At 30.8% G+C, this 13,270-nt stretch carries 13 protein-coding genes; 11 read left to right on the top strand and 2 right to left on the bottom strand.

The features are described from left to right. Nucleotides 1-26: 26 nt before the first annotated feature. A complete protein-coding gene (gene menD / locus ACKVOV_RS09645; protein WP_409206549.1) occupies nucleotides 27-1,679 on the bottom strand; it encodes a 2-succinyl-5-enolpyruvyl-6-hydroxy-3-cyclohexene-1-carboxylic-acid synthase in 1,653 nt (550 codons plus the stop codon). A 73-nt stretch (nucleotides 1,680-1,752) separates the two neighbouring features. On the opposite strand from menD, the gene ACKVOV_RS09640 reads away from it, so the two are divergent. Next, nucleotides 1,753-3,159 (top strand): T9SS type A sorting domain-containing protein, encoded by a 1,407-nt coding sequence (locus ACKVOV_RS09640; RefSeq protein WP_409206548.1) that lies wholly within the window; start codon nucleotides 1,753-1,755, stop codon nucleotides 3,157-3,159. A 61-nt stretch (nucleotides 3,160-3,220) separates the two neighbouring features. Here the strand turns inward: ACKVOV_RS09640 and ACKVOV_RS09635 are convergent, their stop codons facing one another. Further along, nucleotides 3,221-3,607: a hypothetical protein gene (locus tag ACKVOV_RS09635; protein WP_409206547.1), complete on the bottom strand. Its 387-nt coding sequence runs from the start codon at nucleotides 3,605-3,607 to the stop codon at nucleotides 3,221-3,223. A 355-nt stretch (nucleotides 3,608-3,962) separates the two neighbouring features. On the opposite strand from ACKVOV_RS09635, the gene ACKVOV_RS09630 reads away from it, so the two are divergent. The 10 genes from ACKVOV_RS09630 to ACKVOV_RS09585 all read left to right on the top strand — a co-directional run bounded on the left by ACKVOV_RS09630 (nucleotide 3,963) and on the right by ACKVOV_RS09585 (nucleotide 13,260). Next, nucleotides 3,963-4,460, top strand: a complete 498-nt coding sequence (locus ACKVOV_RS09630) for a GNAT family N-acetyltransferase (RefSeq protein WP_409206546.1) — start codon at nucleotides 3,963-3,965, stop codon at nucleotides 4,458-4,460. A gap of 31 nt (nucleotides 4,461-4,491) precedes the next feature. Further along, the gene (locus ACKVOV_RS09625) at nucleotides 4,492-5,157 is read left to right on the top strand and encodes a YggS family pyridoxal phosphate-dependent enzyme (protein ID WP_409206545.1); all 666 of its coding nucleotides are present in this window, start codon (nucleotides 4,492-4,494) and stop codon (nucleotides 5,155-5,157) included. Between the two features lie 46 nt (nucleotides 5,158-5,203). After that, complete coding sequence (locus ACKVOV_RS09620) at nucleotides 5,204-6,565, top strand: exonuclease domain-containing protein (protein ID WP_409206544.1); 1,362 nt, start codon at nucleotides 5,204-5,206, stop codon at nucleotides 6,563-6,565. A gap of 155 nt (nucleotides 6,566-6,720) precedes the next feature. Continuing rightward, nucleotides 6,721-7,650, top strand: a complete 930-nt coding sequence (miaA, locus tag ACKVOV_RS09615) for a tRNA (adenosine(37)-N6)-dimethylallyltransferase MiaA (RefSeq protein WP_409206543.1) — start codon at nucleotides 6,721-6,723, stop codon at nucleotides 7,648-7,650. A 43-nt stretch (nucleotides 7,651-7,693) separates the two neighbouring features. After that, a complete protein-coding gene (gene prfA / locus ACKVOV_RS09610; protein WP_409206542.1) occupies nucleotides 7,694-8,767 on the top strand; it encodes a peptide chain release factor 1 in 1,074 nt (357 codons plus the stop codon). Nucleotides 8,768-8,888: 121 nt separating this feature from the next. Next, nucleotides 8,889-9,716 (top strand): orotidine-5'-phosphate decarboxylase, encoded by an 828-nt coding sequence (gene pyrF, locus ACKVOV_RS09605; RefSeq protein WP_409206541.1) that lies wholly within the window; start codon nucleotides 8,889-8,891, stop codon nucleotides 9,714-9,716. A 44-nt stretch (nucleotides 9,717-9,760) separates the two neighbouring features. Beyond that, the gene (locus ACKVOV_RS09600) at nucleotides 9,761-10,555 is read left to right on the top strand and encodes an ABC transporter substrate-binding protein (RefSeq protein WP_409206540.1); all 795 of its coding nucleotides are present in this window, start codon (nucleotides 9,761-9,763) and stop codon (nucleotides 10,553-10,555) included. A gap of 56 nt (nucleotides 10,556-10,611) precedes the next feature. After that, the gene (locus ACKVOV_RS09595) at nucleotides 10,612-11,397 is read left to right on the top strand and encodes an alpha/beta fold hydrolase (protein ID WP_409206539.1); all 786 of its coding nucleotides are present in this window, start codon (nucleotides 10,612-10,614) and stop codon (nucleotides 11,395-11,397) included. A gap of 72 nt (nucleotides 11,398-11,469) precedes the next feature. Then, nucleotides 11,470-12,369 (top strand): ABC transporter ATP-binding protein, encoded by a 900-nt coding sequence (locus tag ACKVOV_RS09590; protein WP_409206538.1) that lies wholly within the window; start codon nucleotides 11,470-11,472, stop codon nucleotides 12,367-12,369. Between the two features lie 54 nt (nucleotides 12,370-12,423). Continuing rightward, complete coding sequence (locus tag ACKVOV_RS09585; RefSeq protein ID WP_409206537.1) at nucleotides 12,424-13,260, top strand: ABC transporter permease; 837 nt, start codon at nucleotides 12,424-12,426, stop codon at nucleotides 13,258-13,260. The last annotated feature ends 10 nt before the right edge of the window (nucleotides 13,261-13,270 follow it).

Below are 13,270 nucleotides of genomic sequence, written 5' to 3'. Positions count from 1 at the left end.
GATTTTATTATAAATAATAAAAAATATTAAGTCAAATTCTTAAAATAATTCAATAATATCGAATCATTAACTTTTGTAGGTGTAAACACTTCTAAAATTATAGATTCCTCAGTGTTTATTGCAATTTCCAAGTTTTCTTTTAAGGATTTTTCATCCTCAGCCTTTTCGTATTTAAAATCATACATTTTAGCTATATGTTCCGCCGTTAAATGATGTGATGTTTCAAAATAAGTATTGAAAGTTTCGCTTTCTTCGTGTCCCGGTAATATTCTAAAAATACCACCTCCTCCATTATTCAATAAAATTATTTTAAACTTTTTTGGAATATAATTATTCCACAATGCATTACTATCATACAAAAAACTAATATCTCCAGTAATTAAAACTGTCTCTTTGCCAGAAGCTAATGCAGCACCTATTGCTGTCGATGTACTTCCGTCAATTCCACTAGTACCACGATTACAAAATACTTCTATACTAGAATCTATAGGGAATAATTGTGCATAACGAATTGCTGAACTATTACTGATTTGCAATTGACTATGCATCGATAAATTTTGTAAAATAATCTCGAAAGCTTTAAAATCTGAAAAAGGTATTTTAGCTAGATATGCTTCTGTTTTTTCTGATCTTTTTTTCTTAATCGTCAAAGCATTTTCTAAATAATCACTTTCTACGTTAAGAATTTTAGGCATAAATTTATTAAAAAATACATTTGGAGTAACTTGAAAATGTTTTGTCAAGCAGCCAAAAGTATCGTATCCTCTTAACTCGTCGATGTGCCAGTGTTCTTGTGGTTTATATTTTCTAAGAAAGGCTTTAATTCTTTTAGAAACTATCATACCTCCAATTGTTACCAATATTTCAGGTTGAAAATTAATAAAATCTTCTTCTATAAAAGGTGTGATAATTGTATCAATATTGGTAATAAAATTAAAATGATGTACGTTAGACGTCACTTCGGTCATTACCACTACCGAATTATCTGTTGCTAAAAAATCTAAAATAGATTGTTGTATAAAATTTGGATCGCAACCACCTATAAGTATTAGCTTCTTTTTTGCATGATTCCATTGGTTTACAAAAACATCTAAATTTTCTAACTTCTTATTATCTATTTGAAAATCGATTATCTTTGGATAAACCGAAATGGCGTCAACCGTTTCGTATAAAGGCTCTTCAAATGGAACATTAATATGTACTGGACCTTTTTTGATTACTGCAAAATTGATTGCTTTTTGAATTTTGATATCGTTTTCTTCTGATGTCTCTTCAACTAAATTAGCATTATATAAACTATGATTGGCAAACACATTTTCCTGACGGATGGTTTGTCCATCTCCAATATCAATCTTGCTTTGCGGTCTGTCCGCAGAAATAACCACTAGCGGTATTTGACTATAAAAAGCTTCTGCAAAAGCAGGATAATAATTAAGTAATGCTGATCCTGATGTACAAACTACTGCAACTGGTTTTTGCAATTGTTGCGCTATTCCTAATGCAAAAAATGCTGCGCAACGCTCATCAGCAATGCTATAACAAGTGAATTCTGGATTATTTGTAAAACCAATAGTGAGTGGTGCATTACGTGAACCTGGAGAAATCACAATATATTGTAGTCCTTTAGCCTTACATATTTCTATAATACTTTGAGCTAAAGGTATTTTTGGGTAAATCATCTTTAAATATCTAAACCACAAAGTTACAAAGTTGGAAACGTTTTTTGAGTATCTTTGTCTAAAATTCATTTTTATGAAAAAAATCATCCTCTTTTTAGCATTTTTAGTTTCTTATATAAATTATAGCCAGGATGGATATTTAGACACTTCCTTTATCGTAGGTACTGGCTTCAATGGCAGCCCAAATTCGATAATTACACAAAATGATGATAAAATAGTTGTCGTAGGCACTTTCACAACTTATAAAGGAGTAACGTGCAATAGAATCGTTAGATTGAATCCCGACGGAACTATTGACTCGAGTTTTAATTCAGGATCAGGTACTAATAATACAATTGCAAAGATTTTACAATTAAACGATGGTAAATTCTTAATAGCCGGTAGTTTCACCTCTTACGACGGCATAAGTGTAAATAGAATTGCTCGATTAAACAATAATGGCACCTTAGATGTTTCTTTTAACAATAGTAGTGGCCCTGATACTAGTATCAAGGCATTAGCGTTACAAAGTGACAGCAAAATAGTCGTAGTTGGCACTTTTCAAACTTTTGATGGACTAACCAAAAGAAGTATTGCGAGATTAAATAGTGACGGAAGCTTGGATACTGGCTTTACACCTAATATCGCTATGGGAGTTAATCCATATGCAATAGCGATTCAAAGTGATGATAAAATCATTATTGGAGGAAATTTTAGTTTTTTTGGAGGAATGAGCGTCCACAATATCGTTCGGCTTGACCCCAACGGAACAATCGATTCAACTTTTAACCCAGGAACAGGCCCTAACGACTTAGTTTTATCCATTGCTCTTAGGACTGACACTAAAATAATTATAAGCGGAAATTTTCAAACTTATAATGGATTTACAGTTAACTACATAACCCAACTAAACACCGATGGAAGTAGAGACACTAATTTTACAACTGGAAACGGAGCAGATTCTGCTATTATTGATCATGTAATACAAGACGATGGTAAAATTATTATTGTAGGATCATTTGCAAGTTATGATAATAGTTCTGCTCGCGGAATAGCTAGACTAAACAGTGATGGCACTAAAGATGCTGCATTCATACAGCACATAAACGATATTAGGAGTGGCTTCTATAATATTGGGGTAAATTGTGTAACCCTTCAAAACGATCAAAAAATTATTACTGGGGGAACTTTTATTAATTATAATAACGTATCAACCCCGAAGATAGCCAGGCTAACCAATTCCACACTTTCTGTAAACGAAAATGAATTTAGTGCTTCATTAAAGGTTTTTCCAAATCCATCTAATGCTGTTTTTAATATAAACATTGACACCAATGCCACTCTTAAAGTATGTGACTTAGCAGGAAAAGTTATTGAAAATAAAAAAATAGGTTTCGGAAATTCATTACTCGATATGAGCCAGTATCAGTCTGGGATTTATTTCCTTAAAATCACTACAGACAACAACCAAAATAAGACTATTAAAGTTTTAAAAGAATAGTTTTTGGCGATATTTAAATCATTTATTTTAAAGATATCTAAGAAATGTAAAGTTACAAAGTTCAAGATTTTTCACCAGCATATTCTTCCTTTTCTTTTAGGATCAAAAATTTATAAAATGCAAAATGTGAAATACCATAAGTTAAAATTACAATCTGATATATAGATTCATTTTTGATATAAAATTTATTTATAAAAAAGGCTCCTATTTGAATAATAAACAAAATGCCACTTATGAGTAACCAAAAGCTTTTTTTATCTGAATTATTCAAATAATTAATTATTCCAACACCTCCTATAAAAGAAGTTAAAAATGCATTTATAATCCATATAAAATAAACATCTCCTAATGATAAAATTACAATTTCAATGATATATAAATAAAGAATGAAAAATGGAATAGAAGCAATTCCAAAAGCTAATCTATTATTTTTGTTTATTAGATCCAAAATTAATAAAACCAAACAAAATTTAAAAAAAACAGAATATATAGTTCCATAAATGAAGGTTGACGGTGTGCTAAAATAAAAAGAAAATGAAGCTAATTGATACAATAATAAGGCAACAATATAAAGTGTTTGTATTTTTTTTGAACTTACAAAATATAAAATAAGTAAAATGGGGATTCTCATAGCCCAAAAAAACGTTACTAATTCCTCTATTCCTATTAAAGAAAAAATACTATATAAAAAAAGATTTATAAAGTATAAAATTATTAATATTTTAGATAGGTTAGTTAATTTCATAACCATAAATTTACTGGTTTTTATTCATTAAAAAATAAATGCAATAAATTTTAAAAACATGTCAATAACTATTCGCGTTGCAACTATTGAAGACATGCCTTCAGTATTAGAAATTGTAAATCATGAAATTTTACATTCGACTTCTATTTGGGATTATGATATTAGAACATTAGAACAACAAATTTCTATTTTGAAAGAGAAAAAAAAACATAATTTTCCTTTTATTGTGGCAGAAAAAAAGGGTAAAATTATTGGTTTTGGTACCTATGGATCATTTAGATTTAAAGTTGGATACCAATTTACAGTCGAACATTCGGTTTATACAGATAAAGATTCTATTGGAAAAGGTGTTGGGAAATTACTAATGACCAGATTAATTACTTTAGCTAAAGCACAAAAATTACACACTATGATTGGAGTAATTGATTCTGAGAATAAAAGCAGTATTACTTTTCATGAGAAATTTGGTTTTAAAACCGTAGGAATTATCAAAGAATCTGGCTACAAATTTGATCGTTGGCTAGATTCAGTATTTATGCAATTAATTTTAGAATAAAAATTTTTATAATTTATATTAAAAATAAAAAATGTCTATAACACAAAACCTAAACCAGATAACATCTACAATTCCCCCACAGGTGACACTTGTCGCAGTTTCTAAAACTAAACCTATTTCTGATTTATTAGAAGCATACGAAGCTGGTCAGCGTATTTTTGGTGAAAACAAAATACAAGAAATGACAGATAAGTGGGAAGCGATGCCAAAAGATATTCAGTGGCATATGATTGGTCATGTTCAGACTAATAAAGTGAAATTTATGGCAGAATATGTGGATCTAATTCACGGTGTAGACAGTCTAAAATTACTACAAGAAATAAATAAACAAGCCCAAAAAAATAATAGGATTATAGACTGTTTATTACAGATATATATTGCCGAAGAAGAAACAAAATTTGGTTTAGATGAGAACGAATTAAACGAATTATTATCTTCAAATGAGTTCAAATTATTACAAAATATCCGAATTGTGGGTTTAATGGGTATGGCAACATTTACAGAAAACCAGAATCAGATAAAAAAAGAATTCACACAATTGAAATCTATTTTTGATGATTTGATTTTAAAACAAAAAAACAAGAACTTAGAACCCAAAATCTTATCTATGGGAATGTCTGGAGATTATCAACTCGCAATTGAATGCGGAAGTACGATGGTTCGAATAGGAAGTAGTATCTTTGGCGGCAGAAGTTAATATATAATATATTTGTCTTTTAGACGAAAACAATAAAAAACAATATTTGTACGCAATACTTGACATAGAAACCACTGGAGGACAATTTAACGAAGAAGGAATTACTGAAATCGCCATTTATAAATACGATGGTCACGAAATCGTAGATCAATTTATTAGTTTAGTAAATCCAGAAATACCAATCCAACCGTTTGTTGTGAAACTTACAGGAATAAATAATGCTATGTTAGTTTCTGCTCCTAAATTTTTTGAAATAGCCAAGCGTATTATAGAAATAACACAAGGATGTGTAATTGTTGCACATAACACAGTATTTGATTATAGAATTCTTCGTACAGAATTTCGTCGCCTAGGTTATGATTTTCATTCAGAGACACTTTGCACGGTCGAATTAGCCAAGATTTTGATTCCAGAACAACCTTCCTATAGTTTAGGAAAATTAGTTAGAGCATTGGGAATCCCAATGGCCGACAGACACCGAGCAGCGGGAGATGCACTAGCAACAGTCAAATTATTTAAAATGTTGTTAGATAAAGATCTAGAAAAAGTTATAATCAAGGAGCATATTAAAACCGAAATTATCAAAGGGATTGCCCCTAAATTATTCAACATTATAGAATCTTTGCCTAACAAAACAGGGCTTTATTACATTCACAAAGAAAATGGTGATATTATCTTTATAGGAAAAAGTAAAAATATTAAAAAAAGAGTTAATCAACATTTTACTAGCATTACAAAAAGTGGAATAAAAATTCAACAAGAAGTTTTTGCTGTCACCTACGAAGAAACTGGAAGCGAACTTGTTGCGCTACTTAAAGAAACTGAAGAGATAAAAAGGAACCGACCTATTTACAATAGAATGTCACCCAAAATTCATTTCCCTGTAGCGATTTATTCAGAGACAGACGCAAATGGCTATCTTAATTTGAAATTACAAAAAGCTGATGGTCGCAAAAAGGAAATTACATCCTATACGACATTACAGGAAGGAAAGAATATTTTGTTTAGAATTAGCTCTCACTATAATCTATGTCAAAAATTGACTGGTTTATACGAGACAAAAGCCGAGTGTTTTCAACACAAAATAAATGAATGTGATGGCGCTTGTATTGGTAAGGTTTCTCCCGAAGAATACAACAAACGTGTACTTGATTTTATCACAAAAAGCAGTTTCGAAAATCAAAGCATGGTGATTGTCGACAAAGGTCGGACTGTTAGCGAACGTAGCGCAATACTTATAGAAAACGGTATATATAAAGGTTATGCATTTTATGATTTAAACTATCAAATAAATAATATACAAATCCTAAAAAACCTAATTATCTCTATGCCTAACAACCGAAATACTCGAAATATAATACAAGGTTATTTACGCAAAAATAAAGTAATGAAAATCATAAAATTTTAATTTTTTTAGAAGCTATTCCCGCTTTTACTACAATCTTTTCCTTGCTAAAGTAGCAAGAAAAAGGATTTTCGTTCCAAACGAAGTTCACTGAACTCCAATGAAAATGAAATTTAAGCGAAGTAATCGGGGCTAAAAAACCAACAATCCGCTAATTCATGAACTATTTAATAACCATAATCGGACCAACAGCCATAGGAAAAACTGCCTTAAGCATCGCTTTAGCAAAGCAATATCATTGTGAAATCATTTCTTGTGATAGCCGACAATTTTTTAAAGAAATGAAAATAGGAACTGCTGTTCCCAGCGATGAAGAATTAAGCCAAACAACGCATCATTTCATCCAAAACAAATCAATTTTTGAAGAATATACAGTTGGTGATTTCGAAAAAGAAGCCATTGCAAAACTAGATGAGTTATTTAGTAAGAATAATATTCAAATCATGGTAGGAGGTTCAGGATTATATGTAGATGCGGTCTTGAAAGGATTTGATACTTTCCCAAATATCGAACACATTATTCGCGAAGAAATTCAAAAAAAATATAACGAAAATGGAATCGAATATTTACAACGAAAACTTCAAGAATTAGATGTAAATTATTACAATAAAATCCTTTCAGAAAATACTCAAACATTACAAAATCCGCAGCGCATGATGCGTTTTATAGAAGTCTGTATAGGAACTGGGAAACCCTATTCTTCATTCCTAAACAAGGACAAAAATACTAGAAACTTCACACCTATAGTTATTGGTTTAGAAGCCGACCGTGAAATTATGTATAACCGTATCAACCAACGTGTTGAAATCATGATAGCTGAAGGTTTGCTTGCTGAAGCCAAAAAATTATATGCAAACAAAGATTTAAACGCTTTACAAACGGTAGGTTATAGAGAATTATTTAGCTTTTTTAATGATGATTTTACTTTAGATTTTGCAATTGAGGAAATTAAAAAAAATACCCGACGATTCTCTAAACGCCAACTTACATGGTTTAAACGTACTGAAAATACAATTTGGTTCGATTATAAAACGAATGTTTCTAAAATAATTGAAACAATCAATTTAAGAATGAATCACACAAACTAAAACTTTTTTTGTACTTTTGCACTCCAAATAAAGGAAATACACAATGTTAGATAGATTACAAATTATCAAACAAAAGTTTGACGAAATATCGGATTTGATTATTCAGCCAGACGTAATTGCCGACCAAAAGCGATATGTAGCTCTTAATCAAGAATATAAAGGACTTAAAGCCCTTGCTGAAAAACGTGACGAGTATGTCATTTTAATGGCTAATATAGACGAAGCAAACGAAATAATTGCAGACGGAAGTGATGCTGACATGACAGAAATGGCAAAAATGCAACTCGACGAAGCAAAAGAAAGATTGCCAGAATTAGAAGAAGAAATAAAATTCTTATTGATTCCTAAAGACCCTGAAGATTCTAAAAATGTCATGGTCGAAGTTCGTGCTGGTACAGGTGGAGATGAAGCATCTATTTTTGCTGGAGATTTGTTCCGTATGTACACAAAATATTGCGAAAATAGAGGTTGGAGAACTTCTGTTGTAGATATGAATGAAGGAACTTCTGGAGGATTTAAAGAAGTTATTTTTGAAGTTACGGGTGAAGATGTTTACGGAACTTTAAAGTTTGAAGCTGGTGTACATCGTGTGCAACGTGTTCCGCAAACAGAAACGCAAGGCCGTGTACACACATCGGCAGCGACTGTTATGGTTTTGCCTGAAGCAGAAGAGTTTGATGTACAGATAGATATGAATGATGTTCGTGTAGATTTTTTCTGTTCTTCAGGACCAGGTGGACAATCAGTAAACACAACAAAATCAGCAGTTCGTCTTACGCATATTCCATCGGGATTAGTAGCGCAATGTCAAGACCAAAAATCACAACACAAAAATAAAGATAAAGCATTAGGTGTTTTACGTTCTCGTTTGTACGAACAAGAATTAGCAAAAAAGCAAGCTGAAGATGCTACAAAACGTACTTCGCAAGTAAGTTCTGGTGACCGTTCTGCAAAAATTCGTACCTATAATTATTCCCAAGGACGTGTAACCGATCACCGAATTGGTTTAGATGTCTTTGATATGGATGGTGTTATGAATGGTAAAATTCAAAAATTTGTTGACGAACTTCAATTGGTTAACAATATGGAAAAATTGAAAGAATCTGATATTTTTTAATACAGAATAAAAAGAAAGAAAAAAGATGCTAGACCTTAATAAGTTTAGCATTTTTGTTATACACCCTTTTATGCTTTAAATGGTTCAAAAAGTTTCCTAACTTTGCATTAAACACACAACAATGACTACACAAGAACTTATTGATCAAATCAAAATCAAAAAATCCTTTCTTTGCATAGGTTTAGATGTCGATTTAAATAAAATTCCACAACATTTACTCGAACTCGAAGATCCTATTTTCGAATTCAATAAAGCGATTATAGATGCTACACATGATTTGTGCGTTTCCTACAAACCAAATACTGCGTTTTATGAAGCGTATGGTATAAAAGGTTGGCAAGCATTACAAAAAACAATCAATTATATCAACGAAAAGCATCCCGAAATATTCACCATTGCCGATGCAAAACGTGGAGATATAGGCAACACTTCAACAATGTATGCCAAAGCTTTTTTTGAAGATTTAAACTTCGATTCCGTTACTGTTGCACCGTATATGGGAAAAGATTCGGTAGAACCATTTTTAGCTTTTAATGACAAGCATACTATTATGTTGGCCTTGACTTCTAATGAAGGCGCTTTCGATTTTCAGACATTAAATGTAAATGGTGATGAATTATACAAACAAGTTTTAAAAACTTCAAAAACTTGGAAAAATAGTCAAAACTTAATGTACGTTGTGGGCGCAACCAAAGCAGAATATTTTTCTGAAATTAGAAAAATTGTACCCAATAGTTTCTTATTAGTTCCTGGTATTGGCGCTCAAGGTGGAAATCTTCAAGAAGTTTGCCAATTTGGGATGAACGAGGATATTGGTTTATTAATTAATTCTTCTAGAGGAATTATTTATGCTTCCAATGGATTAGATTTTGCCGAAAAAGCAAGAGAAGAAGCATTGAAGATTCAAGTGGAAATGAAGGAAATAATTAATTTAGAATTTCAGGTTTAAAGTTAAAAATTGCTTTTTAAACTAAATAACTTTAAACAAAACAAATGAAACAATTTAGTGACCAACTAGGAAACCAACACACTTTTGAAACCTCTCCAAAAAGAATCATTTCTTTAGTTCCTTCTCAAACCGAATTATTATATGATTTGGGTCTTGAAGAAAGAGTTGTTGGCATCACAAAATTTTGTGTCCATCCTTATCATTTCAAATCTACCAAGAAAATTGTTGGTGGTACCAAACAAATTAGAATTGATAAAATAAAAGCGCTTCATCCTGATATCATTATTTGCAATAAAGAAGAAAATACGCTAGAAATAGTAGAAGAACTAAGAAAAATTTGTGCTGTTTGGGTAACTAATATTATCACTATTGAAGATAATTTTCAGATGATTTTAGACTTTGGTCAACTGTTTAATTGTCGTACTGAAGCACAAAAGATAAATGATAAATTAAGTTTTGCATTAGGTGAATTTAAAAAATTCATTAAAAATAAACCAACACAAAAAGTGGCTTATTTTATCTGGAAAAAACCTTATATGGTAGCTGGTTCAGATAATTTTATCAATGAATTACTAAAGCTAAATAACTTCGAAAACATTTATGACAAAGGCGAACGTTACCCAGAAATAGAACTTAAAAAAATACGTTTAGAAGGCGATCCAGATTTGGTTTTTCTTTCATCGGAACCATTTCCATTTAAAGAAGAAGAAGCTTTCGAAATTGGGAGATTTACACATCATGCCAAAACGGTATTTGTAGATGGCGAAATGTTTTCTTGGTATGGAAGTCGATTATTAAAGGCTTTTGAGTATTTCAAAATTTTGCACAGCAAGATTTAACGTAATTTTCTTGTCTATTATTTTTCATCTATTATCTTTACTCAAATTTTTAGCAATTGATAAACTATACTATTTACGAAAATAAAGACAGTAATCAGTGGGTGACATTTGTGCACGGTGCTGGCGGAAGTTCGTCTATATGGTTTAAACAAATTCGTGATTTTCAGAAGCATTATAATGTTTTATTATTAGACTTGCGTGGTCATGGAAGCTCGAATGAGCAAATAAAAAAAGCTTTTCACAAAAAATACACTTTCCAATCTATTGCAAACGATGTGCTAGAAGTAATAGATCATCTTAAAATTGAAACCTCCCATTTTGTTGGTATTTCTTTGGGAACAATTGTAATTAGACAATTGGCAGAAATGCATCCTGAACGTATAAAGAGCATGATTTTAGGTGGAGCAATTCTCAAAATGAACTTTCGTTCTCAAATTTTGATGCGTTTGGGAAATATGTTCAAATATATTCTTCCTTATTTGGTTTTATACAAATTTTTTGCTTTTGTTATTATGCCAAACAAAAACCACAAACAATCTCGTTTGTTGTTTATAAATGAAGCTAAAAAATTATACCAGAAAGAATTTATTCGTTGGTTTAAATTGACTGCCGAAATAAATCCAGTCCTTAAATGGTTTCGCCAAGTTGAAGTCAATATCCCTACACTTTACGTTATGGGAGAAGAAGATTATATGTTCTTACCATCGGTGAGAAAAGTGGTCGAAAACCATTACAGATCTTCAAAATTATTCGTTATAGAACACTGTGGACATGTGGTAAATGTAGAGCAACCTTTGGTTTTTAATGATACCGTAATCAATTTTATAAATTCGACAAAATAACAACTTTTAGTTATTTAGTAACAAAATCCGAACTTCATCGTCTTACTGGTATCAATCAAAAAACGAACTGTTTTGGAAACTATACTTACGATTACCAATCTCAACAAAATTTACAACAAATACGTTCATGCCGTAAAAAATCTTTCACTAGAAATTCATAAAGGCAATGTTTACGGAATTTTAGGTCCCAACGGATCAGGAAAATCGACTACATTAGGAATTGTTCTAAATGTGGTAAATAAAACTTCGGGCAATTTTAGCTGGTTTGGTGGCACAATGGAAACTCATGATGCTCTAAAAAAAGTAGGTGCTATAATCGAGCGACCTAACTTTTATCCATATATGACAGCCAAAGAAAATCTAGAATTAGTATGCAAAATTAAAAGTATTAATTATGCAAAAGTTCAAGAAAAGCTTGAATTAGTAGGATTAATGGAAAGAAAAGATAGCAAGTTTAGTACCTTTTCATTAGGAATGAAACAACGTTTGGCTATCGCTTCTGCCCTACTTAACGATCCTGAAATTTTAATTTTAGACGAACCAACTAATGGTTTAGATCCTCAAGGAATTCACCAAATTCGTGATATTATTAAGCATATTGCTTCACAAGGAACTACGATTTTATTGGCTTCGCATTTGCTCGATGAAGTCGAAAAAGTATGTACGCACGTTTTGGTCTTACGCAAAGGAGAAATGTTATATTCTGGAACTGTAGACGGAATGACGAGTAATGAAGGTTTTTTTGAATTGAAATCTAACGATCATCAAGTTTTAAAATCAGTTTTAGCAAATCATTTAGCCGTTGAAAAAGTAGTGGAAGAGGATGGTAAAGTCTTGGTTTATCTAAAAGAACATTTAGAACCAGCAGATTTAAATAAATATTTATTTGATAATAATATTAGTTTAGAACATTTAGTAAAACGCAAACATAGTTTAGAAGAACAGTTTTTAGAATTGACAGCTAATCTATAACAATAGTAAGAATCAATAAAAAAACTTCAACAATATCTGTGAAAAAATAAAACCATGAAAAGATTATTATCAATAGAATTACAAAAAATCTGGAAAAATAAAGCCAGTAGAGTTTTGACAATCACTTATTTTGTCTTGCTTTCTTTTATAGCGTTAATAGCTTCAATAAAATTTGATTTAGGAATTTTTAAATTAAATTTAGCAGAAATGGGAATTTTCAATTTTCCTTTTATTTGGCATTTTAATACTTATATTGCTGCAATATTAAAGTTTTTCTTAGCTATAGTCATCGTTTCTATGATGGCTAACGAATATAGTTACGGAACTTTAAAACAAAATCTTATTGATGGAATGAGCAAGAAAGAATTTATTTTATCTAAATTTCTAACTGTTGTATTATTTGCGCTATGCTCTACTATTTTTGTTTTTGTGATGAGTTTAATTTTAGGCTATAGTTTTTCTTCCTATACAGAATTTGGAATAGTTTTTTCAGATTTAGAATACATTTTGGCCTTTTTTGTGAAATTGGTTGGTTTTTTCTCTTTCTGTTTGTTTTTAGGAATATTTGTAAAACGTTCTGCATTTGCTATTGGCTTTCTATTTGTATGGAATATCGTTGAAGGAATAGCCAAAGGAATTCTAACTTTCAAAATTTTTCCTGATAGCAGTACTGCACAAAATATTACACAATTCTTTCCATTGGAATCGATGTCAAATCTTATAGTAGAACCATTTTCAAGATTATCTGTTATCAAAAATATTGGTACACAAATTGGAGTAAATGACATTAAGGATTACAGCGTTCATTTTTCTGCAATTGTCATTGTTTTAGCTTGGACTGTTATATTTATGTTAATGTCTTATAAAATTTTAAGAAAACGAGATTTGTAGTATATTTGCA

It is taken from the genome of Flavobacterium sp. (assembly GCF_046153165.1).
GTDB lineage: Bacteria > Bacteroidota > Bacteroidia > Flavobacteriales > Flavobacteriaceae > Flavobacterium.
This window is presented reverse-complemented; position numbering and strand designations above follow the sequence as displayed.

Excerpts from the sequence above, each read along its gene's own strand:
- menD (WP_409206549.1), bottom strand. The coding sequence starts at position 1,679 with ATGATTTACCCAAAAATACCTTTAGCTCAAAGTATTATAGAAATATGT.
- ACKVOV_RS09640 (WP_409206548.1), top strand. The coding sequence starts at position 1,753 with ATGAAAAAAATCATCCTCTTTTTAGCATTTTTAGTTTCTTATATAAAT.
- ACKVOV_RS09630 (WP_409206546.1), top strand. The coding sequence starts at position 3,963 with ATGTCAATAACTATTCGCGTTGCAACTATTGAAGACATGCCTTCAGTA.
- ACKVOV_RS09625 (WP_409206545.1), top strand. The coding sequence starts at position 4,492 with ATGTCTATAACACAAAACCTAAACCAGATAACATCTACAATTCCCCCA.
- miaA (WP_409206543.1), top strand. The coding sequence starts at position 6,721 with ATGAACTATTTAATAACCATAATCGGACCAACAGCCATAGGAAAAACT.
- prfA (WP_409206542.1), top strand. The coding sequence starts at position 7,694 with ATGTTAGATAGATTACAAATTATCAAACAAAAGTTTGACGAAATATCG.
- pyrF (WP_409206541.1), top strand. The coding sequence starts at position 8,889 with ATGACTACACAAGAACTTATTGATCAAATCAAAATCAAAAAATCCTTT.
- ACKVOV_RS09600 (WP_409206540.1), top strand. The coding sequence starts at position 9,761 with ATGAAACAATTTAGTGACCAACTAGGAAACCAACACACTTTTGAAACC.
- ACKVOV_RS09585 (WP_409206537.1), top strand. The coding sequence starts at position 12,424 with ATGAAAAGATTATTATCAATAGAATTACAAAAAATCTGGAAAAATAAA.